We start from the raw sequence: 25,884 nt of genomic DNA on the forward strand, positions 1-25,884 counted from the left end.
TTGCTTTTAGCGCACACGCCCAATTTCATTTGCCGCTTTATCCATGCTTCTATCGTAAGCTTGCATTATTTTTTGATTTGCCTCAAAAGCTCTGTAAGCCGTTAGTAAATCAGTCATACTTTGAGCAGCATCTACATTGGAACGTTCAACAAATCCTTGCTTTAACTGATAAGAAATGCCTGGATTATTCCTTGCTGAAGGCAAGGGCTGATTGTTCAGCGTTTCATACAATCCATTCCCTGCCTTTTTAATCGTTTGTAAGTCACTAGCATAAGCAATATCGATTTGTGCAACCTGCTGATTATTTTCCGTTACGTTACCTTGTGAATCAACTGTAAAGTTTTCACTTTTTAGTTGAATTGGTTGATTATTTGTATTTAATACATAAGCTCCGGTAGACGTAGTTAAAAACCCTTCCTGATCTAATGTAAAATTACTGTTTCTTGTGTATTGAGGCGTATTATCAGGGCTTTGTACCACAAAAAATAGTCCGCCCTCTTTTGTAGGCATATTTTGCTCCATCAATGCAATATCAGTTGATTGAGACGTTTGCTGAAGGTCACCTTGTGTAAAATTTGGAACTGTTTCTTGCATATACACGCCCGTATTAATCGCACCTATGTCTTTTTTGTTCTGAACAGAGATGCTACGGTCAGTAGGTAAATCTTCAGATTCCATTCGCTGCAGCAACATATCAGGAAATGCCTTTAACGTACCTTGATCTGCTTTAAATCCTGGCGTATTAGCATTTGCTATGTTATTCGTTAATAAGTCAGTTTGACGCTGTTGAGACAGCATACCCGCTGCTGCCGTGTAAAACCCTTTAAACATACTTCATCCTCCTTACAAATAAACGTTGTTCGTTATAGCCAGCTCACAGAGTATAATAGATAAAAGAAGAGACTCCTCTGTATGAAACGAGCCAATAGAGGAGTCTTCATTTATTTAAACAATATTGCGACGAGATAGTTTATCAATATTATCGAGCATAATACCTGTTCCAACAGCTACACAACCCATTGGATTTTCTGCAATTAGCACAGGCACCTTTAATTCTTCCGCTAACAGCTGATCCATACCGTGAAGCAATGCTCCACCGCCAGTTAAAATAACGCCTCTGTCTATAATATCGGCAGAAAGTTCGGGAGGTGTACGCTCTAATACACTTTTCGAAGCTTGTACAATGACGCTGACAGACTCTCTAAGTGCCTCCTCTACTTCTTCAGAATAAACAGTAACCGTACGAGGTAGGCCTGAAACCATGTCTCGCCCTCGAATGTCCAACTCTTCATTACGAGCTTTAGGAAACACCGTACCAATTTTCACTTTAATTTCTTCTGCTGTACGCTCTCCGATTAAGAGCTTATATTTTTGCTTAATGTACTGCAAAATTTCGGCATCAAAACGATCACCAGCCATCTTAATAGAAGCTGCTGTTACGATATCGCCCATTGAAAGGACGGCCACATCGGTTGTACCTCCACCAATATCTACGACCATATTTCCGCTCGGCTGAAAGATATCCATTCCAGCGCCAATAGCCGCGACTTTTGGTTCTTCTTCCAAATAAATAGTTTTTCCACCGCTCTTTTCAGCAGCTTCGCGAATTGCTTTTTGTTCAACAGAAGTAATATTTGTTGGACAACAAATTAAAATGCGCGGCTTGGATAAAAAACCTTTTACATTTAATTTGTTAATAAAGTGTTTGAGCATAGACTCTGTAATTTCGAAGTCAGCGATAACACCATCTTTTAAGGGACGAATGGCAATAATATTACTGGGCGTTCTTCCTACCATACGTCTCGCTTCTTCCCCTACTGCTAGCACTCTATTTGTATTTTTATCAATCGCCACAACAGACGGTTCATTTAACACAATTCCTTTGCCTTTAACGTGAATTAAGACGTTAGCTGTACCTAAATCGATACCAATGTCTTTTGCTAACATACCTTAAATCCTCCTTCTATTTACATATCTTTGCATGATAACCATTCTTTTTTCCTAATTTACTATTTTATCACAATTTGTATATGTATGTTGTTATTAGCAAAAATATTTATTATATACCTATTTTATCCAAAAAATAAAATGCCCTATACTACCTCTATAAAAAAGGCAATATTGGGCATTTTTTCATTTTACAGTTTCTTCTTCCTTTTTGTACTTTAATTTTGTTGCTTCTCCTCCACGCAAATGCCGAATAGATTTATGATAATCAAGAATTTCTTTTACTTCATTTGCTAACTCAGGATTTATTTCTGGTAGACGCTCTGTTAAATCTTTATGGACAGTACTTTTCGAAACGCCAAATTCTTTCGCAATTACACGAACTGTTTTCTTTGTTTCTACAATATACTTTCCAATCTTGATAGTTCTCTCTTTGATGTAATCGTGCACACTACTCGCCCTCCCCAAATTGGATATGAGAAGTATCCAAGGGAATGTATATATTATCCCTTTTCTAACATTCTCTTTATAGGTTTGTAACAGTTTATTAGCTTGTGTGCAGATATATGCTAGAAAAGTCAGTAAGGACAAGTGATTTCTTATATTTTTTTGAAAATTTAGTGTTTTTTATTTACTTTTTTAACATAATGCATCTCATTTTAGAAAAATTCATAAAAAAAGAAGCTCGATTTTATCCAGCTTCTTTTCATATTTATGGTCTTGCCTTATGCATTTGGTTTAGACGTATCTGTTGAAGGTTGTTTTGAATCTTTATCTTCTTTAGTCTTTTCATCAGATGATTTTTCGCTATCCTTTGATTCTTCAGAAGAAGAGTCGTCTTTTGGTTCTGTCACTTCAGCTGCTTTGACTTCTTTGATAGAACTAACAGATTTTCCAAAATAACTGCTTGGATTAATTGCTACACCATCTTTACGAACTTCAAAATGCACATGTGTTTTTGCTTCTTGATTATATAAGCTTTTTCCAGCTTTTGCGATCGTTTGGCCTTGTTTAACAATATCTCCTACTTCTACATCAGCTTTCTCAAGAGATTGATACTGTGTGACTAAACCATCTTTATGATCAATTTCTACTACATAACCTAGTAAAGGATCTTTTGTTGCTTTTGTTACTGTACCGCTAGCTGCTGCTACAACATCAAATGATTTATCTCCCTTAACAGCTAAGTCAACACCTGTATTTGGATGATACGTATTGTTGTAGAAAACTAGTGCTTCTTCTTGCTGTTTTTCAGATGCTTGATCGTCGTAGAAAGGCTTTTTCACGATAGCTGATGCTTCACTAGCAACTGGCATTTTTAAATTTTCAAGCGAAGCATTTACCTCTACAGCGTCGTCTCGATAAGCCGTACCGTCTTGGCTATAGCCGCTTTTGTCTTCTTTGCTAATATCGTTTCCATTAGCTTGAAACCAAAGGACTGCTGTAAGAATAATTGCTGCACTCGCTAAATAGATAGCCGGGAACACCCAACGCTTTCTAACTAATTTTTGAACTTTCGATTTTGGAGAAGTACGTTTCTTTTCTTCCTCTCTCATATATCATCACCTCAGCAATCAGTCTGAACACAATTGAATGAATATATACACAGCGATAAAAAATTTTTTTCGATTATTTTTCAACAGATGAATCTAAAATATACATTTTATTTAAAAAAAGTGAAAACCATAAAAAAAGACCCTGCTATAAGGGTCTTTGAATTAGCGTTTAGCTGTCAATTGTGCAACAAACTGATCGTTAGGGGTAATCGCAACACCTGTATAATAATGAGTAACAATATCTTTATACGTTTTTCCTTCCAGTGCCATACCATTTGCTCCGTACTGACTCATCCCAATACCATGTCCATATCCTTTTGTGTTGATGATAATTTCATTACCTTTTTTTGTCCAATGAAAGTCGGCTGACGATAAACCCAGTTTTTCCCGAACATCTTTTCCCGACAGTTCTTTACCGTTTATCTTTACGTAATCTACGCGCTGCCCCGGCGTTCTAGAGACGATTTCACCTACTGATCCACTGTTTGTTAATTTCACTCCAAGCCTCTGTTCAAAGCTAGCAACAGACATTACTTTCTGATTTGTAAATTCAGGGGACTTTTTATCCCATGGACTAGCTACACTTTTTAGATAAGGAATGGAATTCTTCCAATACGCTTCTGAATTTTCAGTGTAACCATTGCTCGTAGAAAAGAACGTAGCATTAATTGGCTTATTTTTATACGTAAGAATTTGACCTTGGGTGTCCTTCACTGCTTCTTGAATTTTTTTGATTTTCCAATCATAGTCTTTGTTCCATCTGCTTCTTAGCTCATCTTTATTTAAATATACTTGGTACTCTACGGTATCAGTCACATCCGCTCCTTGGGGAAGATGACTATTTCCATTCATCATAGTTTGCACAATATAGGTTCTGGCTGCCAAACTTTGAGCCTTAAGTGCTTCAAGCTCAAAAGTAGCAGGCATTTCAGCTGCTACTACCCCTACAAGATAGTCTTCAAGCGGCAGTTTTTCTACTTTTTTCGTTTCCGTACGATAAACACTGACGTCAAGAGGAGACGCTGTCACTTTTTGTAGTTTTTCGGTTTTTGGGGTCTGTTTGACATTTTCATGTAGCTTTCCATCTGTCTTTTCAGTAAAAGGAACAACGAGAAGTGTTGGGATGAGTAACACAACGAAAAAAAAGATGACTCCTAGTACGACGATTGGCTTTGCTTGTTTCATGAACGCCTAGCCTCCATATCTATTATTTTGACAAGGAACACCTATATCCCTATATTCCATATGTATGGAGGTGGACAACCTTTTATGACAGCAAACCGGCCATAAGGGTCGTCCAACGACAAAAAAAGCATCTCGCTATGAGATGCTTTTTTTATGACATATTTATTTGACGTCTGAAGCCTGTTGAGTTTGTTCTACTTGCTTTGTTTCGTCATTTACACGTTCAATATCAGCGCCTAAAGCGGCTAATTTATTGTGGAAATTTACATAACCACGATCAAGGTGTTTTAATTCCGTTACACGCGTATAGCCGTCTGCTACAAGTCCTGCTAATGTTAACGCTGCTGCTGCACGAAGATCTGTTGCTGCTACTTCAGCGCCTTGTAGTTGAGAAGGTCCGTTAATAATAACAGAGCGCCCTTCAATTTTAATATCAGCGTTCATGCGGCGAAACTCTTCTACGTGCATAAAGCGGTTTTCAAAAACTGTTTCTGTAATCATACTTGTGCCTTCTGCTGCTAATAATAATGCCATCATTTGAGATTGCATATCCGTAGGGAACCCTGGATGAGGCATTGTTTTAATATCTACTGATTTTAGCTTTTCAGGTCCTACAACACGTAAGCCGTCGCCTTCTTCAGTAATTTCAACACCCATTTCTTCCATTTTAGCAACAAGTGAACTGATGTGCTCTGCTACTGCACCGCGTACAAGTACGTTTCCACCTGTAATAGCTGCTGCTACCATGAATGTTCCAGCTTCGATACGATCTGGAATAATTGCATGTTCTGCACCATATAATTTATTAACACCTTCAATACGGATCGTACCAGTTCCTGCACCGCGAACTTTAGCGCCCATTGCGTTTAAGAAGTTTGCTAAGTCGACAATCTCAGGTTCTTTTGCTACGTTTTCCATAATTGTAGTGCCTTCCGCTAATGCTGCTGCCATCATAATATTTTCTGTGGCACCTACACTTGGGAAGTCTAAATAAATTTTAGCACCTTTTAGTCTTCCTTCAACTTTTGCATCAATAAAACCATTTCCTACTTGAACTTTAGCACCCATTGCTTCAAAGCCTTTAAGATGCTGATCAATCGGTCTTGATCCAATCGCACATCCGCCAGGTAAAGCTACACGAGCCTCACCTGTACGCGCCAATAAAGGACCCATTACAAGTACTGAAGCGCGCATTTTTCTTACATATTCAAAAGGTGCATCTGTTTTTAACTCTCTTGATGCATCTACAACTACACGATTTGTTTCAAAATCTACTTCTGCATTCAGATGTCTTAAAACTTCGCCAATCGTAAATACATCGGAGAGAGCTGGTACATCATTTAGAATTGTTTTTCCTTCACTAGCTAATAAGGTTGCAGTGATAATAGGTAAAACGGCGTTTTTTGCTCCTTCAACTTTAACTGTACCGCTTAATCTATTTCCACCGCGGACGATGATTTTTTCCAAGGTATTCCCCTCCGCGTCCATTTTCTCTATATTAATATTCAGACGTAATGATAGGTGTGCCAACAACTATGGTTGTTTGACCGCCCATTCTTGTCTTGCGTAATGCAATTTGTAAGTTCATTTCCTGCTTTTTCGTTTGAAGAGCTTCTTTCCACAGTCCAGTATATGCTGAAACAGAGGTAAATGACTCTTCCACTAGAGATTCCACTGGTTTAGCATTGAAAGCTCGTAATAGGTCTTGAATTTCAACAGACAAAACACTTTCCATCTTATCATTGATTTCCCCCGTTGCACAAGAGAAAATTATGGGTTCTGATAGGAAAATTTTTTCATAATTTGTCTGAAATACATTTTGAAAATGGGTCATATTTTTTTCTTTTAAACCTTGTCCCGTTACATGATACGATATGTACGCATTGCTGTGTTCATCGATCGCATAAGTTAACAGAATGACTTCGTTCACATCTTCACTTTTGCGTGTACCTATTGCTTTCCATAGGTCTCTTTCCCTCTTCACTTCCCATTTAAAACCTCTAAAATTACTTTTAATACTTTTAGCTTGCGAATAAAAGGTTTTTTGGTCAGTAACAGCTTTTACTTCTTCTCTTGCATACAACGATACTTCAGTTAACGAAACATGCTGCTTATTTAAGGTGTGAACAATCTTCTCAATAGTAGTTTCATTGTTTTGGGCATTGCTCACATAACTTCCATGATATACGAATAAGCCAGTAATGAAAATAGCCAAAAAGACACTAATTTTTTTAAACATTTCGCCACTCCCTCTCCGTACTCATCAGTCTTTCCAGAAGGCGATGATACATACATGAAAAGGGTCGTCATATTTAGACATAGCGACATACATTAGCGTATAAATTCGTATATCTTCAATGAATGAACGTCTATTTTATCATAGACTCATAGCTTGCCAATCATTGAAAAAATGAGGGAATGCGCTGTGACCAAAATAAATAATCCAAAAAGAAATTACTTACTGTTGATGAAATCGTAATGGTCAATAAAATAAGCATTAATTTTGCTTGAAACACATGATTAGGTTTCATCAGCTTTTCAATTTGAAAGCCCTGCAAAGCATACCAAGTAATCACAATAAAAATCAAATGTGAAATCATGGTTAGTAACGTTTGCTGTTCAATTCCTCCAAACAATAAAAGCACTCCTTTTAAACACCATATGAAAAGAAGAGACGATCATCGTCTCTTCTTTTCATATTAAAGCACACTTATGCAAATTCGTAAACGGTAACATGAAAAACATTTATTTTATTCCCTATTTTAAGATCCTTTTCCATTATTGAGCAAAATAAAGAAGATGGATGCGCTTAGTTAAATGGAATATATAATCATAGATCAATGCTATTTGCTCTTCCCCTTGCGCATAATAGAGCAAAAAAGCCCTCTCATTCGTTTGAGAGGGCTTTTTTTAGAACTTACGTTGACTAATATCTAAACGATTGACTGCCCGTTTCAAGGCAATTTCAGCACGCTTAACATCAACGTCATCTTGTTTGCTATCAAGGCGCATTTCAGCGCGCTTTTTCGCTTCTTCTGCACGAGCTACGTCAATCTCTTCAGCTGTTTCAGCAGCCTGTGCAAGAATTGTTACTTTGTCAGGTCTTACTTCAAGAAATCCTCCGCTAACAGCCACAAGTTCTGTACTGCTTGCTTTCTTCAAGCGGACGGCTCCAATTTGTAAAGGAGCAACCATCGGAATATGGCCATGTAAAATACCAAGCTCACCGCTCTGTGCTCGGGTACTTACCATTTCCACTTCTGATTCGTAAACTGGGCCATCAGGAGTCACTACACTGACATGGATTGTCTTCATTTAAAAAACCTCCTATGTCCCTTAAATTAAACTTCTACTCCCATACGTTTCGCATTTTCAATAACTTCTTCAATGCGACCAACTAAACGGAACGCATCTTCAGGTAAATGATCGTATTTACCTTCCAAGATCTCTTTAAATCCTTTAACAGTTTCTTTTACAGGAACATAAGAACCTTTTTGACCTGTAAATTGTTCTGCTACGTGGAAGTTTTGAGACAAGAAGAATTGAACGCGACGAGCACGTTGTACAACAAGTTTATCTTCATCAGATAACTCATCCATACCTAGGATTGCAATGATATCTTGTAACTCTTTATAACGCTGTAACGTTTGTTGAACTTGACGCGCAATTGCATAGTGCTCTTCTCCAACAATTTCAGGAGATAAAGCGCGAGATGTAGATGCTAATGGATCTACCGCAGGGTAAATACCCATCTCTGATAATTTACGCTCTAAGTTTGTTGTTGCATCTAAGTGAGCAAATGTTGTCGCTGGAGCTGGATCCGTATAGTCATCGGCTGGTACGTAAATCGCTTGAATCGATGTTACAGAACCTACGCTTGTTGACGTGATACGCTCTTGAAGCTGACCCATTTCCGTCGCTAATGTTGGCTGATAACCTACTGCTGATGGCATACGGCCAAGTAATGCTGATACTTCTGAACCCGCTTGTGTGAAACGGAAGATATTATCGATAAAGAATAATACGTCTTGACCTTGTTCGTCACGGAAGTATTCTGCCATTGTTAATCCTGTTAATGCAACACGTTGACGTGCACCAGGTGGCTCATTCATTTGTCCAAATACCATAGCCGTCTTCTTAATAACACCGGAATCTGTCATTTCATGGTATAAGTCATTACCTTCACGCGTACGCTCACCTACACCAGCGAATACCGAAATACCGCCGTGCTCTTGAGCAATGTTATTGATTAACTCTTGAATTAATACTGTTTTACCTACACCGGCACCACCGAATAGACCGATTTTTCCACCTTTAATGTAAGGAGCTAATAAGTCTACTACTTTAATACCTGTTTCAAGAATTTCAGCTTGTGTAGATAGATTTTCGAACTTTGGTGCTTGACGGTGGATTGGATCACGACGTGCACCTGCATCGATTGGGGCGTCTAAGTCGATTTTTTCACCTAATACGTTGAATACACGACCTAACGTAACGTCACCAACTGGTACTGAGATTGCTGCACCTGTATCTTCTACTTCTAATCCACGAACTAAGCCGTCAGTGGATGACATTGCTACTGTACGAACTGTGTTATCACCTAAGTGAATCGCAACTTCTAATGTTAATTCGATTGCAACTTCACTTGCACTGCTCGGTTTATGTGAAATTTTAAGGGCGTTATAAATTGCCGGAAGGTGTCCGTTGTCAAACTTTACGTCTACAACTGGACCCATGATTTGAGTAACGCGTCCTTTTGTCATCGTGTTCCCTCCTAACTTGCTTTTCCATTAAACTTTCTATTCTAACGCTGCCGCTCCGCCAACAATTTCCGTAATTTCCTGGGTAATTGCCGCTTGACGTGCACGGTTATATGACAATGTAAGATTATTGATAAGATCTTTTGCGTTGTCTGTTGCACTTTTCATCGCTGTCATACGAGCAGCATGCTCACTTGCTTTTCCATCAAGCAGGCCGCCGTAAATTAAACTCTCTGCATACTGAGGAAGTAATACTTCTAAAATCTCTTCTTGTGATGGTTCAAATTCATAACCAACAAGTTTACCAGAAGGTTGAAGATCTGTTAGAGGCAATAGCTTCTTCTCCGTCACTTCTTGTGAAATCGTATTGATAAAGTGATTGTAGTATAAGTAAAGTTCATCAAACGTACCGTCCGCAAACATTTGAACTGTTTGTGAAGCGATTCCTTGAATGTCAGCAAAAGCTGGCTGATCTGCTAAGCCTGTGATTTCAAGCAAAACCGGAATACCGCGTTTTACGAAGAAATCTCTCCCTACTCGTCCAATTGCAATCACACCATATTCATCAGGTGATTGATGGCGTTCTTCAATAGCTTGAGATACTTTTCGCAAAATATTACTGTTATATGCTCCTGCTAGACCGCGATCTGAAGTGATTACGATATAACCAGTCTTCTTCACGCTGCGCGCAGTTAACATTGGATGTGAAGCGCCTCTGCTGCCAAGGGCTACGCTTGAGACTACCTCTTGAATTTTTTCCATATATGGAACAAACGATTTTGCATTTTGTTCCGCTCTATTCAGCTTTGCAGCTGAAACCATTTCCATTGCTTTCGTAATCTGGCTCGTTTTTTTCGTCGATGTGATTCGAGTTTGTATATCACGTAATGATGCCAAAGGTTTCACCACCTTGTTTTAGAAGATCACGTGGTATGAAAGGTGAACAAATGTTCACCTTCACCTTATTGAAAGATTGTCTTAACATACCATGCTGACAATATATTATTCAGATGCAATAAATGTTTTCTTGAATTCTTCAAGTGCTGATTCGAATACGCCAGCTTCAGGAAGGCCACCAGTTGTACGGATTGATTCAAGTACTTCTTTACGGTTTGATTCTAACCATGTTAAGTACTCGTCTTCAAAGCGTGTAATATCTGATACTGGAACATCATCTAAGAAGCCTTTTGTTAATGCGTAAAGCACAGCTACTTGTTTTTCTACGCGAAGCGGTTTGTGTAAACCTTGTTTTAAGATTTCAACTGTACGCGCTCCTCGATTTAATTTTGCTTGAGTCGCTTGGTCAAGATCAGAACCGAACTGAGCAAATGATTCAAGCTCACGATACGATGCAAGGTCTAGACGCAGTGTACCTGCTACCTTTTTCATCGCTTTAATTTGTGCAGATCCACCTACACGTGATACAGAAAGACCAGCATTAATCGCAGGACGTACACCTGAGAAGAATAGATCTGACTGTAAGAAAATTTGTCCGTCTGTAATCGAAATTACGTTCGTTGGGATATAAGCAGATACGTCTCCTGCTTGCGTTTCAATAAATGGAAGAGCTGTTAATGAACCTCCACCTTTTGCGTCCGATAACTTTGCCGCACGCTCTAATAAACGAGAGTGCAGGTAGAATACATCCCCTGGATACGCTTCACGACCTGGAGGACGGCGTAATAGTAATGAAAGTTCACGATAAGCTGATGCTTGTTTTGTTAAGTCATCGTAAATAACAAGTACGTGCTTACCGTTATACATAAACTCTTCACCCATTGTTACTCCAGCGTATGGTGCTAAGAATAATAGTGGAGCTGGTTGTGAAGCTGATGCTGTTACAACGATTGTGTAATCTAGAGCACCGTGTTTACGTAATGTCTCTACTACGTTACGAACTGTTGATTCTTTTTGGCCAATCGCTACATAGATACATACCATATCTTGATCTTTTTGGTTTAAGATTGTATCGATTGCTACCGATGTTTTACCCGTTTGACGGTCACCGATAATTAACTCACGCTGTCCACGACCGATCGGCACAAGTGCGTCAATCGCCTTGATACCTGTTTGAAGCGGCTCATGTACTGATTTACGATCCATAACGCCAGGTGCAGCACCTTCAATTGGACGTGTTTTTGTTGTTTCTACTGGGCCTAAGCCGTCTACTGGCTGACCTAATGAGTTAACAACACGACCGATTAACTGCTCCCCTACTGGAACTTCCATGATGCGTCCTGTACGGCGAACTTCGTCACCTTCACGGATTTCCGTGTATGGTCCTAAAATAATGATACCTACATTGTTTTCTTCTAAGTTTTGTGCCATTCCCATGACACCATTTGAAAATTCAACCAGTTCTCCAGCCATGACATTGTCGAGGCCATGAGCACGTGCGATACCGTCCCCAACTTGGATAACAGTACCTACATCACTCACTTTAATCTCAGACTGATAGTTTTCAATTTGCTGCTTGATCAGCGCACTAATTTCTTCAGCTTTGATGCTCATGAATTTCACCCCTATCTACGATCTGTGTGCAAGAAGTCCTCGGTGGATCGTTTCTAATTTGCTGCTAATGCTGCCATCATAGATACGATTACCAATGCGAAGCTTCACGCCGCCGATTAGGCTTTTATCTACTATATTTGAAATATTTAACGTATGTTTTCCAACTTTAGAAGCAAATGATTGCGAGATTGCTCTTTTCTCATCTGCACTTAAAGGTTTGACAGAATAAACAGTTGCATCTGCCACGCCACGTACTTCGTTCGCTAGGAAACGATACTCTTGTACCATTTCGCTAACAATTTGAATGCGGTGACGCTCTAATAATAGAAGAACCGTATGTTGAACAGTTGGTGAAAGTTCAGCAAATGCCTCACTTACAAACTGTTTTTTTCGCTCAATTGTAATTTTTGGATGAGTTAATACATCCATTAATTCAGGTGTTTTAGCAAACACCTCTTCAACGATTTGTAGCTGGTCTTGCATTTCATCGATCATCTGTTTTTCTGTTGCTAATTGAAAAAGAGCTAGTGCATAGCGTTTGGCTACAGCTGGTTGACTCATCGTACATCCCCTACTTCTTGGATATATTCATGAATTAACTTCTCCTGATCTTGTTCAGAAAGTTCTTTTTCAATAACTTTCGACGCAATTAAAACAGATAATGAAGCAACTTGCTCACGTAACGCAGCAACTGCTTGATCTTTTTGCTGTTCGATTTCTTGTTTTGCTGCAGCTTTTAGACGCTCAGACTCTTCGCGTGCTGCCGCAATGATTTCTTCTTTTTTATCTTCTGCAGACTTTCTAGCGTTTTCCATCATTACTTGCACTTCTTGACGAGATTGCTTTAAGATTTCACGCTGCTCTTCAACAAGCTTCTTCGCTTCCTCATTTTGCTTTTCTGCTTCATCAATCTCACCGGCAATATGCTCTTCACGTTTTTTCATGATTCCCATTACAGGACCAAACGCGAATTTTTGAAGTAACGCAAGTAGGATAAGGAACATCACTAATTGGAAAAGAATATCTCCACCATTAATGCCTGCTGCTCCTAACACAAACATGTTCGACACGGCCATGTTCACTCCCTTCAGAGACTCCACATATATAATTTACTTATTAAAGACATAAAGTAATGGCGAAGGTTCTTTTGAATGATCTTCGCCACATGTAACACATTATTATTTACCTTGTACCATGAATGCAATAACTACGGCGATAATTGGAAGCGCCTCAACTAAGGCAACCCCAACGAACATCATTGAAGTTAATGTACCACGTGCTTCTGGTTGGCGAGCCGTGCCTTCAATCGTCTTAGAAACGATAAGACCGTTACCAATACCAGCACCTAGTGCCGCTAAACCAATCGCAATTGCAGATGCTATTAAACCCATTTTATAAAGTCCTCCCTTAATATATATGATTTTGTTTAACTAAGTTTTGTTTTGTCCAAATTGGGTATTACTTGAACAAAGCTTTATAAATTAATGGTCGCTACTCACTTTGTGAGATAAATAAACCATCGTTAACATTGTGAAAATGAAGGCCTGAATTGCGCCTACAAAAATACTGAATCCTTGCCATAAAAGCATTGGAATAGCAGCTCCAATTGTACCTAAGAAGCCTGTTGTTGCTAAACCAGCTAGCAAGCTTAACAAAATTTCCCCAGCATAAATATTACCGTAAAGACGAAGGCCAAGCGTTAACGTATTGGCAAACTCCTCGATAATCTTAAGCGGGAATAAAAATGCCATTGGCTTGAAGTAATCTTTCGTGTATGCAGAGAAACCTCGCATTTTAATACCATAATAATGTGATAGTACAACTACCATAACGGCTAACGTCAGCGTAATTGCTGGATCAGCGGTTGGCGATTTCCACCATAAGTTATGGTCAATCACGATGGCAAATGGAAGACCCAACATATTTGACACAAAAATGTACATAAGTAAAGTTACACCTAGCGTCAAAAAGCGGCCACCTGTTTTCCAATCCATATTGCTATTAACGAGTCCTTTAACAAAATCTAAGACCCATTCAATAAAGTTTTGTGCACCGCTTGGCTTCATAGCAAGAGTACGAGTACATAAAACTGCAATTAAGAATACAATAACAGAAGCTACGGTAACCATAAGCAAGTTACTTTGACTAAAAGTAAGGCCTAGAAACTCTATAGTTGGTGATTCATGACCCAACTGTGTTCACCTCTCTTTCTATCTTCTACGCATATTTTGAACAACTAAATCTATGATAATGACAACGTAATACGTCATTAATCCCACAACTACACTAATAATATGAAAGGTTTTTGGATAAGAGATGGTAATCACAACTGCGAGAGCAGCTGTTGCAAATCTTACAACAGTCCCAATTGAACGGGGCTTTTTCCCCTCATCCAACGCCTGTCCAAACTGCTCAAACTTTCTTACTAAGTTCCACAAATTATACAAACTCAGGGCGGTTCCTAAAATTAAACCTGCAAAAACAGCCTTATAACTTGTAAATCCCCAGCCGAGAACGTATAATGCTAACAAATACAATATGTATGAACGAAGTCTTGGAAAAACGTGCTGCAAATCCTGCATGAATTATTAATCTCCTGAAAAAAAATGGTGGACTGTCCGCAGCATCATAAAAACACCTGCTGCTAGCCCTAAAAGAAGGCCTAAAATCAAAAATAGTGGTTCGGTGTCAAGCCATTGATCAGCCCATCTTCCAGAGAATAAGCCAATTAAGACTGAACCTGCTAACTGTGATAGAATGATTGACACTAATGCCATCGCTTGCAAAGGATGACGGTTGCGATCTTTCATAAGCTCATACCCCTTTTGCAAAATTTTCTTTTTTCCGAATTCTCTATCGTTTTTATAGCTCAATATATGATAGAAAGGCAAAAAAAATTGCTAAAAAAGGTAAAAACAGCTAATAAAATACACAGAAATATCAACGGTTTTCACAGGTTGAAAACCTTATCATTTATATTCCCTGTAAGCATACAATAGCGTATATTTAATGTCAATGTGTTTAAGCTAAAAACTTCACAATCTCTTCTTATTGTTCACATTTCTGCCACACATAAAACCTCTTCAAATGAAAACATTTAAAGAGGTTCATTCAATCGTTATTGTACTTTGTACAACCTGCTCTTGTCTATGCTTTTTCACAAATGCAAATATTTGGTACGACCCCGGTACAAGCGATTCATCAATCGTTATTTTTCGTTTTCTCATGCCTCTTTCTACATCAACGTCAACATCTAAATACGATACAAACTGTAAAGACTGCTTATCAAAAAGAGCCACGCCTAACTGATCTGCTCCTTCAGGCAAAAACAGTTCATAGCTATACGTATTTTTCTCTTTTTCCGCTGCTACTTGCAATCCCATGACACGAGGATAATCTGGAATGCTAACCATGTACATATAAGGAAGCGAAAATGTTTCACGTGAATCATTTATTTCCAAATATCCGTCATATATACCTTTATTTTTAAAACGGGGCTGCACCGATAAAGTGACAGCTATTTCTTTTGTCTGATGGGGCTGCACCGTGACGGGTAATGGAACATCCCAGTTCACTCCTTCATCCCTTTTTGGAACGTTTAAGCGATACGTTTTTGCTTTATCAGACTGGTTATCAATTTTAAATGATAAGACTTTCTTTGATGGGCGCGTAAAAATACCGAAAGATAAAGAAGATGGATAAAATAAAGAGTCTGCTGTGACAGCTTTTGCTATTTGAATTCTCCCGGCTCCTTGTTCATATACGCGATACGTTTGGCCATTTAGCTGCTGCATTACTTTACTTGTGTTCATCAATGAAGCTTTGACTTGTTCAGGAGACCAGTTCGGGTGAGCTTGTAAAATAAGAGCGCACGCTCCAGCTACATGGGGCGCAGCCATACTTGTTCCATGCATGCGTTCATATCCCCCAGGAACTGTACTATTAATGAAGTAACCAGGTGCGACGACGTCCGGCTTGATTCCCCAAGTAGTCGTTACAGGTCCTCTTGAACTGAAAGATGTGAGCAAGTCTTGCACCACTTGCTTGCCAGTGCGTAAGTATGGCTGTTGAGACTGAATGTGTTGATTAATGGTATCACCGCTTTTTTTACTTACCCATATCACTGGAATATTTACTGACTCTTGTAGTTTACCGATTATGCTTTTTTCAGTCGGGCTATATAAAAGAACAGCTTTTGCTCCAGCCTGTTCAGCTTGTTTAATCTTTTTTTCAACCGCATTTCCTTCTACTTTTAGCAAAATGACGTTACCCAACGCATGCTTTTGCTCTTTGGAATATTCTTCATTTATTACACGCAGCGTTTGATTAAACGTCCATGGACGAGACCCTTCTACTGGCGCCATCATAATTTTTTCTTTGTTAAATCCAATTGTTAGAAATTGAACTGTTGTCGGGGAAACAGAAGCGCCAACGGAAATAGCTTTTCCCGCTGTACCTGGAGAGCCCACGGTCCATAAACCTGGACCTGAATTGCCGCTAGATGTGACCGTTACAATTCCTTTTTCAACAGCCCGATCTAATGCTAAGCTTGTTGGTAAATCAGGACCATTCACATCATTTCCCAATGATAAATTAATAATATCTACATCATCTTGAATTGCTTTTTCGATAGCTAGAATAACACTTTCAGACGTTCCAGCTCCTCCAGGTCCAAGAGCTCGGTATGCGTAGATCTCTGCTTCAGGTGCTACACCTTTAATATTTCCATTTGCTGCAATAATACCAGCTACATGAGTGCCATGCAGAGTAGGCTCTCCTTGCTCCCGAGTGGTTTCCATCGGCTCATAATCTTTATCTATTACATCATACCCTCCTCTGTAGGTTTGTTTTAAATCGGGATGAGAATAATCAACACCCGTATCGATGACGCCTACTTTGATCCCTTTTCCTGTTAAGCGCTGATTATAAGTATCAAATAAGCCTCTTACCTGTTCTGAGCCAATGAAGGTTACGCTATTTTCTTCTGCAACCTGGTAGTTTTTAATAGAATGTGAACTAATAATAGAAGGATTATGAGATAGGTTTTCAAAATCCGAGATGGAGCCATTTAACGAAAGTCCTGTAAACACCGTATGAAATTCGCTCTTAATCTTTATATTAGGATAATTTTTTTGTAGCTGACTTTTAAATTTGGCGAATTTTTCTTTTTTAATCATGACAATTATTGATTTTTCTTGATGATGCATTTCTTGTTTTATAGAAGGAAATGTGGGATTGAGCGACATTTGCCCTCCCCCGCTTCCCAATATAAAGCTAATCATTAACCATTTAATCCACATAAAAAAAACACCTCTCACACTATCGTGTCTCAAAGAGACACTTTTCATGTGAAAGGTGTTTAGAAATCTTACGAAAGCGGATTAAAAGCTTCCGGTCTGTTTTCACGACGGTTGAAATAGTAGCTAATAGCATCACAAATGCGTTTAGAAGCTAAGCCGTCTCCGTAAGGATTCGATGCTTGTGACATTTGCTTATATACGTCTTCATCTATTAACAGCTCTTTTGCTAGCGCATAAATCGTTTCTTCTTCCGTTCCTGCTAGTTTGAGCGTTCCTGCTTCAATTCCTTCCGGTCGCTCTGTTGTATCACGAAGTACCAATACAGGTACGCCTAATGAAGGAGCTTCTTCTTGAACACCGCCCGAATCTGTCAAAATAATATGAGCGCGCTCAGCGAAGTTATGGAAGTCAATTACATCTAACGGTTCAATTAAATGAATGCGTGGGTCATTTCCTAAGATATCGTTTGCTGTTTCTCTAACTACCGGATTCAAATGAACAGGATACACAACTTGCACATCTTCATGTTCATCCACAATACGTTTAACAGCACGGAACATGTTTTTCATTGGTTCGCCTAAATTTTCGCGGCGATGCGCCGTTAATAAAATAAGACGATCATCTCCCAATTTCGTTAACACTTCATGCTCATATGTCTCTTTTACTGTCGTTTTTAACGCATCGATAGCTGTGTTTCCAGTCACAAAGATTCGCTCTTCTTTTTTATTCTCTGCTTGCAAATTAGCTGCAGACTTATCTGTCGGAGCAAAGTGCAAATCAGCGAGAACGCCTGTAAGCTGACGGTTCATTTCTTCCGGATATGGAGAATATTTATTCCATGTGCGCAAACCTGCTTCAACATGTCCCACCTGAATTTGATTATAGAAAGCTGCTAGTCCGGCAATAAACGTCGTAGTTGTATCGCCGTGTACAAGTACGATGTCCGGCTTTACTTTTTTCATTACGTCGTCCAAACCTTCTAATCCTCTGGTCGTTACGTCCATAAGAGTTTGGCGATCTTTCATAATGTTAAGGTCATAGTCAGGCTGAATGTCAAAAATGCTCAATACTTGGTCTAACATTTCACGGTGCTGAGCCGTTACTGTAACAATCGCTTCGAACTCCTCCGGTCGCTTTTTAAGCTCTAGCACTAGAGGGGCCATTTTAATTGCTTCTGGTCTTGTCCCGAATATCGTCATTACTTTAATTGGCTGCTTCATGTTCATCACCCGAATCTACAAATTATTTTGTACCGAATAAACGATCCCCTGCATCACCTAAACCTGGAACAATATATCCATGGTCATTTAACTTTTCATCTAATGCTGCAATGTAAATATCTACGTCAGGGTGTGCTTCTTTTACGATTTCCACGCCTTCAGGAGCAGCAATTAAACACATAAATTTAATGTTTTTGGCGCCTCTTTTTTTAAGAGAGTTGATTGCTTCTACAGCTGACCCTCCTGTTGCAAGCATAGGATCTACTACAATAAAGTCACGCTCTTCTACATCATTAGGTAGCTTTACATAATATTCAACAGGCTGTAATGTTTCTGGATCACGATATAAGCCAACGTGTCCAACTTTAGCAGCTGGCATTAGTTTTAAAAATCCATCTACCATGCCGATACCAGCACGAAGAATTGGAACGATACCAAGCTTTTTCCCTGCAATAACTTTTGACTTTGTTTTGCAAACCGGTGTTTCAATTTCAACGTCTTCTAGCGGTAAATCACGTGTCGCTTCAAAAGCCATTAAGCTTGCCACTTCATCAACTAATTCACGAAACTCTTTCGTTCCCGTTTTTACATCGCGTATGTAAGTTAATTTGTGTTGAATAAGCGGGTGATCAAATACGTATACTTTGCCCATTGATATCTCTCCTTATATATAAAGATGTACACATTAAAATACCATTCAACGAATTGAATGGTACGTACTAGTAAAAACATATCTCTTGCTAATTAAATTTATACATTGCATTCATTTTACAGAAAAAAGTTTTTGAGTTCAAGCATTATTCAAAAAATGATTGAATTGCTACCACTTTCTCCATAAAAAAACAGGCACAAAGGCCTGTCTCTCTTAAAGTGATTTATACATTTCAAACTTGCTTGTTAAAGCTTCAACGCGTGTTTTAGCTTCAGCTAGCTTTTCTTCATCTTCAATATTTTTAAGCGTTAATCCGATGATAGAAGCAATTTCATCCATCTCTTCTAAGCCAAATCCGCGAGTTGTAACCGCAGCTGTACCAATACGGATACCGCTTGTTACAAATGGGCTTTGCTCATCGTAAGGAATTGTATTTTTGTTTGTTGTAATACCTACATCATCAAGTGCTTTTTCAGCTACTTTACCTGTCAAATTCATTGAACTTACGTCGATTAACACAAGGTGATTGTCTGTTCCTTCAGATACAAGAGCAAATCCTTCTTTCTTTAATCCTTCTGCTAAACGATTAGCATTGTCGATGATATTTTGAGCATAGTGCTTAAATTCATCTTGTAATGCTTCACCAAATGCTACTGCTTTTGCAGCGATAACGTGCATCAATGGACCACCTTGAATACCAGGGAAGATTGACTTATCAATCTTTTTCGCAAATTCTTCTTTACATAAAATCATACCGCCGCGTGGTCCACGTAGTGTTTTATGTGTTGTAGTTGTAACGAAATGAGCATGTGGCACAGGATTTTGATGAAGTCCTGCAGCTACTAGACCAGCAATATGAGCCATGTCTACCATTAAATAAGCGCCTACTTCATCAGCGATTTCACGGAAACGCTTGAAGTCGATTGCGCGTGGATATGCGCTTGCACCAGCCACAATTAATTTTGGCTTATGTGTACGAGCTTTTTCTAATACATCATCGTAGTTAATACGATGTGTTTCACGATCTACGCCATATTCGATGAAATTGTACTGAACACCACTAAAGTTAACAGGACTTCCGTGCGTTAAGTGACCGCCGTGCGATAAATTCATACCAAGTACTGTGTCTCCAGCCTCTAAAACAGTGAAGTATACAGCCATGTTTGCTTGTGCACCTGAGTGAGGTTGAACATTCACGTGCTCTGCTCCGAAAATTTCTTTTGCACGATCACGAGCTAAGTCTTCTACTACGTCTACGTGTTCACAACCGCCGTAGTAACGTTTAGCTGGATAGCCTTCAGCATATTTATTTGTTAAAACTGAACCTTGTGCTTCCATTACCGCTGTTGTTACAAAGTTTTCTGAAGCAATTAGCTCAATCTTAGTACGTTGTCTTTGTAATTCATCCTTGATCGCATTATAAACTGCTGGATCTTGTTGCATTAGTTGTTTCTCCATCAAAATCCTCTCCTCATTTCGTATTCGCAATGTTCGTTATTTGTTGATTCAACTACATTGTAACATGATTTATTTAGAATAAAAAAGAAAAAATGTGTATTATTTTAATATATTTAATTACGAAAGTTCGTAAAACGCTCTCATTCCACCAATTAGTTTTGGACGCGTCTTTGCTACAGTAACATGAGCGTGTCCAACTGCGTTTAACGTACAACGAACGGGTACTGCGACATGCTTTAAATGCATACCAATGAATGTATCTCCAATATCAATACCGGCATCAGCTTTAATAAACTCTACCAAAACAGGATCTTTAAGCTGGCCATAGGCCTGTGTAGCCATCGCTCCGCCTGCTTTATGGATAGGAACAACACTAACGATTTCTAAACGCTCTTTGCGAGCTAATTCTCTTTCTACTACCAGTGCTCGATTGAGATGTTCACAGCATTGAAATGCTAAGTGGACACCCGTTTTTTTTCGAAAATCTGCTAGTGTATCAAAAATCATTTCTGCGACTTCCATGGCGCCTGCGGTTCCTATTTTTTCACCAATTACCTCGCTTGTACTGCATCCAATGACAAGTGTATGTTCTGAAGACAACTGCACTCGTGCTAAAAAATCAGATAAAACTGTTTCCAACTGCTCTTTCCATTTCGTAAGTTCAGACACGTTTTTCTTCCTTTCTTTCATTGAATACGTTCACATTATACAGTTACTGTTGCATCGCTTTGCTGCTCATACTGTTTAATTTTATTCACGCGATTTTCATGTCGGCCGCCTTCAAATTCTGTCATTAACCAAATTTTCGCAATTTCACGTGCAAGTCCCGGCCCAATGACACGTTCACCCATTGCCAAAATATTGCTGTCATTATGTTCTCTTGTTGCTTTTGCACTGAACGTATCATGCACTAGAGCGCAGCGAATTCCTTTTACTTTATTAGCTGCTATACTCATACCGATGCCTGTTCCACAAATAAGAATGCCTCGACTTACTTCTTGGCTCGCCACTTTTTGAGCAACGGGAAGTGCATAATCCGGATAGTCGACAGACGCTGTGCATTCACACCCTAAATCCACATATTCAATATTTAATTCTTCCATTAAAGAGATAATTTCCTGTCGCAAATTTATACCTCCGTGGTCAGATGCAATAGCTACTTTCATCTTTGTTTCCTCCTCATACATACCTTCGTCTTATATTAAATTTCTGTTCATTTTAAGTCAGCAAAAATTTATGGAACCTTTTATAATTTGTCGACTATTTTGTTAATCATACGCTCTAACTCTTCTAAAGTCTGTTCGTACGTCTGTAATGATCCGCCAAACGGATCAGATACTTCACCTTGCTCGTCGGCAAATTCTTTTAGCGTAAATAATTTATCACTTACGTATGGAGCTTGGTTCAAAATCAGCATTTTATGCTGATCCGTCATCGTAAAAATATAAGTAGCCCACATCAATTGTTCTTCCGTTAATGCTACCGAAGCATGAGAACAAGCTATGCCTTTCTGGTGAAGGGCAACTTGTGCATGAACAGAAGCTTCACTTCCATTTGAAGCGAATACACCTGCAGACTTCACGTTTATTCCATCTATCTCTTTAGCTTTGAGCAACGCTTCTGCCATAGGGCTGCGGCACGTGTTTCCTGTACATACAAATAAGATGTTTTTCAAGATACATCCTCCCTTGCTTTCACTATGTTCGACTATGTTGATATTCCACCCTATTGTATCTCTATTGCTTGCATAAATCCAGTTAGCTTTTCCGGGTATTTTTTATCCATTACCGCTTCATCCATCTCGAAAAAACGACTTCGCTTTCCTTCTTTTATCGCTGCAATCCAAAAGAAGCAAAAAAAGACCATAACCTGAATGGTCATGATCCTTTACCTATTTATATAGTTAAAAAGGTAGTAACAATTTGATTCCAAAAGCTAATAAAATGCTTCCGCCCAGTGCCTCACTATATGAACCAAGCCAGCCTTGCACTCTTCTGCCTAGCAGCAGTCCTAACCAAGTTAATAGCATACTCACTACGCCAAAAACAATAATGGTCAAAAACGTTCTTGCTCCAAAAATACCTAAGCTAAGTCCAACAGAAAAACTATCTAGACTCACGCTGAGCGCAAAAAATAACAGTCCAAAGCCAACTGGTTTGATAAACGGCGTATCGTCATGCTTAAAGGAGGAATAAATCATCTGCGCCCCAAGAATCAGCAATAAAATTCCACCGCCATAGGTAGCAAACATTCCAAGTTTATCAGACAAAAGTCGTCCAATAAACATGCCTAACAGCGGCATCCAAATATGAAATACACCGATAACAACACCAATGTAGAAAATTTGGCGAAAGCGTAAACGAATTAATCCCATTCCCAAACCAACTGAGAAAGCATCCATTCCTAAGGCAAACGCCATAATGACTAACGTGATCATTTCACTAATTAACTGAGATACATTCATCTTTACCCTCCTCGGACGTGCTCCTATTTCAAAATATGCACATTCGAAAAGGTTTAGAAGATGAATTTTATTGCTTAATCACGTGATGTCCTGCAGCTTTCATTAATCGGTTCATAACGGCATGACCGACTCCTTCTTCAGAAAAACTTTCACTAACGATAATATCTACGTCACACTCATTAAATGAACGAAGCGACTCGTATAAATGGCTAGCAACCGTCTCTAAATTTGAACGAGATCCACATGTGATAACCGCATCCGCTTTATACGCATCTTCATGTTCAGATGTCGTTAATACCCCCACTCGCTTACCCTGATCTTTATAGCCATCAATAATAGACTGGAAAAAATCTGAACTGCCGTCAACGATGACAAGCGGTGAATCAGGTGCGTAATGCGTGTATTTCATACCTGGAGATTTTGGCGCTTCTTTATCACTTAGTAACGCTCGATCTACTTTTACGGGACCAATGACATTTTCCAACTCTTTCTGAGTAATGCCGCCCGGCCGTAAAATGATAGGAATCTCTTCTGTACAATCAAGGACAGTTGACTCTACTCCTACCCCTGTTGCTCCTCCATCTACAACTCCGCTAATACGCCCTTCTAAATCATTCATCACATGATGAGCTAGAGTGGGACTTGGCTTGCCGGAAAGGTTTGCACTAGGAGCTGCGATAGGCAAAGCCACTTTTTTTAATAATGCGAGGGCTACTGGATGTGAGGGCATTCTCACTGCGATGCTGTTTAAACCAGCCGTAACCTTATCTGAAACTCGATCTTTTTTGGGTAATATTACTGTAAGAGGACCCGGCCAAAAAGCATCGATCACTTTCTCTGCTTTTGAAGGAATCGACTCTACAAATGTATGAAGCTGCTCTTTATCTCCAATATGAACAATAAGAGGGTTATCACTAGGACGTCCTTTCGCTGCAAAAATTTTATCCACAGCTTTATCCGATGTTGCGTCTCCTCCTAATCCATACACCGTCTCTGTAGGAAAAGCAACCACTTCGTGATTGCGCAGCAAATCTGCTGCTTCTTCTATCTGTGGATAAATATCTTTTTCGTTCGTAAAATTATCCACAACCCATAACTTAGTTTCCATCTTCTTCAACTCCTTTTTCTTTCTATATCTAGGTTTTTTTTACTTTAAAAGTACAATATGTATCAAAGATAGTAAAATACATGCATTCATTATATCAACAAACAAGCTTTATCCACAAAATGTGGATAAAGCTTATGTTTTTGTGAATAACATTGTGGATACCCCATTAAAATGATTTATCCACATTTTCTTTTAACTAGCTGCATAAAACATCACATAGACATCCTGAGGGTTTGGTAACTTTTTTAAATAAGAATGTTCTTTTAACAACTCAGGCAGTGCACTGTAAGATGTTTGCTGAAAATTCATCATTTGAAAAAAATGTAGAGAAGATGCCTTATTTGTTAGTAAATATAGTTGCTTCACGCCATGCTTTTGAGCCAGCTGGACGATGCTTTTAAATAGCAGCAGAATATCAGATTGAATTAAAGAAGGAGACACGACAAGGGAGCGGAGAATTCCATCCACACCTTCTTTTTCAAACCCAACTGTTGCTAGCAGCTCGCCTTCTTCATTTTCCATTATGACAAATTGATGAATATGCTCTTCCACACCTGCTGTGCTGATGCCCGCTTTTTGTAAAAACTGCTGAATTCGAATATAATCATTTTCACTGGCAATTTTTAATTGTTCTCTCATTTTAATCACCTCAACTTGTTTTCTAGTAACAAATCTATGAGATAATTAAAAAAAGTAGAACTGAATTTTATTTTTAATGATTCTATTAATTAAATACTGACGATACCCATTCTACTACAAAAAACTTAACTTCTACAGAATCTTCTTTTGATTTAGAATCAGCTTTTTTCTTAGATGAAACAGACTTTTCAGCTTCTTTACTTTCCTTTTTTTCAGCCTTAGCACTTGTGTCTTCCTTTACTGTACTTGTATCTTTTGCAATTGCTTCTTTAGAAGATACTGTTGGTTGAGAAGATTCCTCAGCTTTCTGCTCAATAGAATCCGATGTAATAGTTGCAGATTGAATTTCTGTTTTCACTGCAGGCTCTTTACTTTCAGCCGATTTGTCATCTGTTTTGTCTGCAGATTTTGATTCAGAAGCTGCTGGTTTCTCTTTTTCTTCCTTTGGCTCTTCTTCAGATGGCTCCGGCGCTTTTACCGCTTCACCGTTTGAGAAATCTAAGAAGCATAAAGGAGGAAATAGTACACACCACCAGTTTGCTCCCTCTCCTTTGCCAAGAGTAATAAGCACGGCTTCATACTCACCTGCTGGATATAAAAACTGACCGTACAACTTAGTAGGAAACTCTACTTTTCCGAATTTAACATGAACAGATTCATTTACGCCTTCTTCTTTTAGCACTTCTTTCGCAATTGTTTCAAGCGCCGGCAAATTTTCTTTAATTGTTTTTCGAGCTACAGTTACAGATGTTAAATCTTTTACCCATTCTGTGATTTGTTCGTTCACGCGGTCACGAATCAGACGTTTTACGTACTGGTCTTTTTCACCGTCGCTGTTTGCTAAAATACGCAGTCGAATTGCCTCGTCTGGAATGACTGCAGGCTGATCTGCCTGCACTTGGTTATGTGTATATATAAGTTGAGCATTTGCTCCAATAATTAATAAAATAAAATAAATGATAGCATATTTCTTCATTTCGGCCACCGCCCTTTCATAGGAACAGTATGGCCGAAAGCAAGATATCTTAAACTAGTAATTTAGTAAAAAAATGCATGATTTTCAAAAATCAAAGGGAAAATTATT

Annotated in this window: 30 protein-coding genes; all 30 read right to left on the minus strand. The window is 38.9% G+C overall.

Annotated features, from left to right (window positions below):
- Window positions 1-6: 6 nt before the first annotated feature.
- Entirely contained in the window at window positions 7-831 is an 825-nt protein-coding gene (locus MKY06_RS26155) for a flagellar hook-basal body protein (protein ID WP_029319385.1), read from the minus strand.
- Window positions 832-945: 114 nt separating this feature from the next.
- Window positions 946-1,947 carry a rod shape-determining protein gene (locus MKY06_RS26160; RefSeq protein WP_013059791.1) on the minus strand — a complete coding sequence of 334 codons (1,002 nt, stop codon included), beginning with the start codon at window positions 1,945-1,947 and terminating at the stop codon, window positions 946-948.
- A gap of 186 nt (window positions 1,948-2,133) precedes the next feature.
- Window positions 2,134-2,397 carry a sporulation transcriptional regulator SpoIIID gene (gene spoIIID / locus MKY06_RS26165; RefSeq protein ID WP_013059792.1) on the minus strand — a complete coding sequence of 88 codons (264 nt, stop codon included), beginning with the start codon at window positions 2,395-2,397 and terminating at the stop codon, window positions 2,134-2,136.
- 275 nt (window positions 2,398-2,672) lie between these two features.
- Complete coding sequence (locus MKY06_RS26170; protein ID WP_028409695.1) at window positions 2,673-3,503, minus strand: M23 family metallopeptidase; 831 nt, start codon at window positions 3,501-3,503, stop codon at window positions 2,673-2,675.
- Window positions 3,504-3,665: 162 nt separating this feature from the next.
- Window positions 3,666-4,688, minus strand: coding sequence for a stage II sporulation protein D (gene spoIID, locus MKY06_RS26175; protein ID WP_013059794.1), 1,023 nt, complete (start codon window positions 4,686-4,688; stop codon window positions 3,666-3,668).
- A gap of 162 nt (window positions 4,689-4,850) precedes the next feature.
- Window positions 4,851-6,155 (minus strand): UDP-N-acetylglucosamine 1-carboxyvinyltransferase, encoded by a 1,305-nt coding sequence (murA, locus tag MKY06_RS26180; protein WP_013059795.1) that lies wholly within the window; start codon window positions 6,153-6,155, stop codon window positions 4,851-4,853.
- Window positions 6,156-6,186: 31 nt separating this feature from the next.
- Entirely contained in the window at window positions 6,187-6,927 is a 741-nt protein-coding gene (locus tag MKY06_RS26185; RefSeq protein WP_013059796.1) for a YwmB family TATA-box binding protein, read from the minus strand.
- A 160-nt stretch (window positions 6,928-7,087) separates the two neighbouring features.
- Window positions 7,088-7,324, minus strand: a complete 237-nt coding sequence (locus MKY06_RS26190) for a DUF1146 family protein (RefSeq protein ID WP_013059797.1) — start codon at window positions 7,322-7,324, stop codon at window positions 7,088-7,090.
- 274 nt (window positions 7,325-7,598) lie between these two features.
- Window positions 7,599-8,003: a F0F1 ATP synthase subunit epsilon gene (locus MKY06_RS26195; protein WP_013059798.1), complete on the minus strand. Its 405-nt coding sequence runs from the start codon at window positions 8,001-8,003 to the stop codon at window positions 7,599-7,601.
- Window positions 8,004-8,029: 26 nt separating this feature from the next.
- Entirely contained in the window at window positions 8,030-9,451 is a 1,422-nt protein-coding gene (gene atpD / locus MKY06_RS26200) for a F0F1 ATP synthase subunit beta (RefSeq protein WP_013059799.1), read from the minus strand.
- A 36-nt stretch (window positions 9,452-9,487) separates the two neighbouring features.
- Window positions 9,488-10,345, minus strand: coding sequence for a F0F1 ATP synthase subunit gamma (locus tag MKY06_RS26205; protein WP_013059800.1), 858 nt, complete (start codon window positions 10,343-10,345; stop codon window positions 9,488-9,490).
- Between the two features lie 105 nt (window positions 10,346-10,450).
- Window positions 10,451-11,959: a F0F1 ATP synthase subunit alpha gene (atpA, locus tag MKY06_RS26210; RefSeq protein WP_013085461.1), complete on the minus strand. Its 1,509-nt coding sequence runs from the start codon at window positions 11,957-11,959 to the stop codon at window positions 10,451-10,453.
- Window positions 11,960-11,974: 15 nt separating this feature from the next.
- Complete coding sequence (locus MKY06_RS26215; RefSeq protein ID WP_025601428.1) at window positions 11,975-12,520, minus strand: F0F1 ATP synthase subunit delta; 546 nt, start codon at window positions 12,518-12,520, stop codon at window positions 11,975-11,977.
- A complete protein-coding gene (locus tag MKY06_RS26220) occupies window positions 12,517-13,035 on the minus strand; it encodes a F0F1 ATP synthase subunit B (RefSeq protein WP_013085463.1) in 519 nt (172 codons plus the stop codon). The genes MKY06_RS26215 and MKY06_RS26220 overlap by 4 nt, the downstream gene beginning before the upstream one ends.
- A gap of 102 nt (window positions 13,036-13,137) precedes the next feature.
- Entirely contained in the window at window positions 13,138-13,350 is a 213-nt protein-coding gene (gene atpE, locus MKY06_RS26225) for a F0F1 ATP synthase subunit C (protein WP_013059804.1), read from the minus strand.
- 90 nt (window positions 13,351-13,440) lie between these two features.
- Window positions 13,441-14,151 carry a F0F1 ATP synthase subunit A gene (atpB, locus tag MKY06_RS26230; protein ID WP_013059805.1) on the minus strand — a complete coding sequence of 237 codons (711 nt, stop codon included), beginning with the start codon at window positions 14,149-14,151 and terminating at the stop codon, window positions 13,441-13,443.
- A gap of 18 nt (window positions 14,152-14,169) precedes the next feature.
- Window positions 14,170-14,541 (minus strand): ATP synthase subunit I, encoded by a 372-nt coding sequence (locus MKY06_RS26235; protein ID WP_013059806.1) that lies wholly within the window; start codon window positions 14,539-14,541, stop codon window positions 14,170-14,172.
- Between the two features lie 6 nt (window positions 14,542-14,547).
- Complete coding sequence (locus MKY06_RS26240) at window positions 14,548-14,769, minus strand: AtpZ/AtpI family protein (protein ID WP_013059807.1); 222 nt, start codon at window positions 14,767-14,769, stop codon at window positions 14,548-14,550.
- A gap of 297 nt (window positions 14,770-15,066) precedes the next feature.
- Window positions 15,067-17,259, minus strand: coding sequence for a S8 family serine peptidase (locus MKY06_RS26245; RefSeq protein WP_098277601.1), 2,193 nt, complete (start codon window positions 17,257-17,259; stop codon window positions 15,067-15,069).
- 68 nt (window positions 17,260-17,327) lie between these two features.
- Window positions 17,328-18,479: a non-hydrolyzing UDP-N-acetylglucosamine 2-epimerase gene (gene wecB, locus MKY06_RS26250; protein WP_025601419.1), complete on the minus strand. Its 1,152-nt coding sequence runs from the start codon at window positions 18,477-18,479 to the stop codon at window positions 17,328-17,330.
- Between the two features lie 22 nt (window positions 18,480-18,501).
- Window positions 18,502-19,131 carry a uracil phosphoribosyltransferase gene (upp, locus tag MKY06_RS26255; protein WP_013059810.1) on the minus strand — a complete coding sequence of 210 codons (630 nt, stop codon included), beginning with the start codon at window positions 19,129-19,131 and terminating at the stop codon, window positions 18,502-18,504.
- A 213-nt stretch (window positions 19,132-19,344) separates the two neighbouring features.
- Window positions 19,345-20,589 carry a serine hydroxymethyltransferase gene (gene glyA / locus MKY06_RS26260; protein ID WP_013059811.1) on the minus strand — a complete coding sequence of 415 codons (1,245 nt, stop codon included), beginning with the start codon at window positions 20,587-20,589 and terminating at the stop codon, window positions 19,345-19,347.
- 117 nt (window positions 20,590-20,706) lie between these two features.
- On the minus strand, window positions 20,707-21,279 hold the full coding sequence (locus MKY06_RS26265) for a TIGR01440 family protein (RefSeq protein WP_029711154.1): 573 nt from the start codon (window positions 21,277-21,279) through the stop codon (window positions 20,707-20,709).
- 14 nt (window positions 21,280-21,293) lie between these two features.
- Window positions 21,294-21,755, minus strand: coding sequence for a ribose 5-phosphate isomerase B (gene rpiB / locus MKY06_RS26270; RefSeq protein ID WP_025601414.1), 462 nt, complete (start codon window positions 21,753-21,755; stop codon window positions 21,294-21,296).
- Between the two features lie 80 nt (window positions 21,756-21,835).
- A complete protein-coding gene (locus tag MKY06_RS26275) occupies window positions 21,836-22,264 on the minus strand; it encodes a low molecular weight protein arginine phosphatase (protein WP_025601411.1) in 429 nt (142 codons plus the stop codon).
- Between the two features lie 50 nt (window positions 22,265-22,314).
- Window positions 22,315-22,470, minus strand: a complete 156-nt coding sequence (locus tag MKY06_RS26280; RefSeq protein ID WP_155660731.1) for a hypothetical protein — start codon at window positions 22,468-22,470, stop codon at window positions 22,315-22,317.
- A gap of 22 nt (window positions 22,471-22,492) precedes the next feature.
- Window positions 22,493-23,053, minus strand: a complete 561-nt coding sequence (locus tag MKY06_RS26285; protein ID WP_013059815.1) for a manganese efflux pump MntP — start codon at window positions 23,051-23,053, stop codon at window positions 22,493-22,495.
- Between the two features lie 67 nt (window positions 23,054-23,120).
- Window positions 23,121-24,161, minus strand: a complete 1,041-nt coding sequence (locus MKY06_RS26290) for an L-threonylcarbamoyladenylate synthase (protein ID WP_025601926.1) — start codon at window positions 24,159-24,161, stop codon at window positions 23,121-23,123.
- A gap of 192 nt (window positions 24,162-24,353) precedes the next feature.
- Window positions 24,354-24,800 (minus strand): GNAT family N-acetyltransferase, encoded by a 447-nt coding sequence (locus tag MKY06_RS26295; protein WP_029319403.1) that lies wholly within the window; start codon window positions 24,798-24,800, stop codon window positions 24,354-24,356.
- A gap of 85 nt (window positions 24,801-24,885) precedes the next feature.
- Entirely contained in the window at window positions 24,886-25,776 is an 891-nt protein-coding gene (gene spoIIR, locus MKY06_RS26300) for a stage II sporulation protein R (RefSeq protein ID WP_055991595.1), read from the minus strand.
- Window positions 25,777-25,884 lie beyond the last annotated feature (108 nt).

This window comes from Priestia sp. FSL P4-0332, assembly GCF_038005845.1.
Lineage (GTDB): Bacteria > Bacillota > Bacilli > Bacillales > Bacillaceae_H > Priestia.

What these genes read in the sequence shown, in the direction of transcription:
- MKY06_RS26240 (WP_013059807.1), bottom strand. Translation starts at nt 14,769, where the DNA reads ATGAAAGATCGCAACCGTCATCCTTTGCAAGCGATGGCATTAGTGTCA.
- MKY06_RS26220 (WP_013085463.1), bottom strand. Translation starts at nt 13,035, where the DNA reads ATGGCCGTGTCGAACATGTTTGTGTTAGGAGCAGCAGGCATTAATGGT.
- MKY06_RS26235 (WP_013059806.1), bottom strand. Translation starts at nt 14,541, where the DNA reads ATGCAGGATTTGCAGCACGTTTTTCCAAGACTTCGTTCATACATATTG.
- atpA (WP_013085461.1), bottom strand. Translation starts at nt 11,959, where the DNA reads ATGAGCATCAAAGCTGAAGAAATTAGTGCGCTGATCAAGCAGCAAATT.
- wecB (WP_025601419.1), bottom strand. Translation starts at nt 18,479, where the DNA reads ATGAAGCAGCCAATTAAAGTAATGACGATATTCGGGACAAGACCAGAA.
- glyA (WP_013059811.1), bottom strand. Translation starts at nt 20,589, where the DNA reads ATGGAGAAACAACTAATGCAACAAGATCCAGCAGTTTATAATGCGATC.
- MKY06_RS26170 (WP_028409695.1), bottom strand. Translation starts at nt 3,503, where the DNA reads ATGAGAGAGGAAGAAAAGAAACGTACTTCTCCAAAATCGAAAGTTCAA.
- MKY06_RS26280 (WP_155660731.1), bottom strand. Translation starts at nt 22,470, where the DNA reads ATGACCATTCAGGTTATGGTCTTTTTTTGCTTCTTTTGGATTGCAGCG.
- MKY06_RS26195 (WP_013059798.1), bottom strand. Translation starts at nt 8,003, where the DNA reads ATGAAGACAATCCATGTCAGTGTAGTGACTCCTGATGGCCCAGTTTAC.
- MKY06_RS26245 (WP_098277601.1), bottom strand. Translation starts at nt 17,259, where the DNA reads ATGTGGATTAAATGGTTAATGATTAGCTTTATATTGGGAAGCGGGGGA.
- MKY06_RS26265 (WP_029711154.1), bottom strand. Translation starts at nt 21,279, where the DNA reads ATGAAAGAAAGGAAGAAAAACGTGTCTGAACTTACGAAATGGAAAGAG.
- MKY06_RS26290 (WP_025601926.1), bottom strand. Translation starts at nt 24,161, where the DNA reads ATGGAAACTAAGTTATGGGTTGTGGATAATTTTACGAACGAAAAAGAT.
- atpE (WP_013059804.1), bottom strand. Translation starts at nt 13,350, where the DNA reads ATGGGTTTAATAGCATCTGCAATTGCGATTGGTTTAGCGGCACTAGGT.
- rpiB (WP_025601414.1), bottom strand. Translation starts at nt 21,755, where the DNA reads ATGAAAGTAGCTATTGCATCTGACCACGGAGGTATAAATTTGCGACAG.
- MKY06_RS26285 (WP_013059815.1), bottom strand. Translation starts at nt 23,053, where the DNA reads ATGAATGTATCTCAGTTAATTAGTGAAATGATCACGTTAGTCATTATG.
- MKY06_RS26215 (WP_025601428.1), bottom strand. Translation starts at nt 12,520, where the DNA reads ATGAGTCAACCAGCTGTAGCCAAACGCTATGCACTAGCTCTTTTTCAA.
- MKY06_RS26155 (WP_029319385.1), bottom strand. Translation starts at nt 831, where the DNA reads ATGTTTAAAGGGTTTTACACGGCAGCAGCGGGTATGCTGTCTCAACAG.
- MKY06_RS26295 (WP_029319403.1), bottom strand. Translation starts at nt 24,800, where the DNA reads ATGAGAGAACAATTAAAAATTGCCAGTGAAAATGATTATATTCGAATT.
- MKY06_RS26185 (WP_013059796.1), bottom strand. Translation starts at nt 6,927, where the DNA reads ATGTTTAAAAAAATTAGTGTCTTTTTGGCTATTTTCATTACTGGCTTA.
- spoIIR (WP_055991595.1), bottom strand. Translation starts at nt 25,776, where the DNA reads ATGAAGAAATATGCTATCATTTATTTTATTTTATTAATTATTGGAGCA.
- spoIID (WP_013059794.1), bottom strand. Translation starts at nt 4,688, where the DNA reads ATGAAACAAGCAAAGCCAATCGTCGTACTAGGAGTCATCTTTTTTTTC.
- upp (WP_013059810.1), bottom strand. Translation starts at nt 19,131, where the DNA reads ATGGGCAAAGTATACGTATTTGATCACCCGCTTATTCAACACAAATTA.
- atpD (WP_013059799.1), bottom strand. Translation starts at nt 9,451, where the DNA reads ATGACAAAAGGACGCGTTACTCAAATCATGGGTCCAGTTGTAGACGTA.
- MKY06_RS26160 (WP_013059791.1), bottom strand. Translation starts at nt 1,947, where the DNA reads ATGTTAGCAAAAGACATTGGTATCGATTTAGGTACAGCTAACGTCTTA.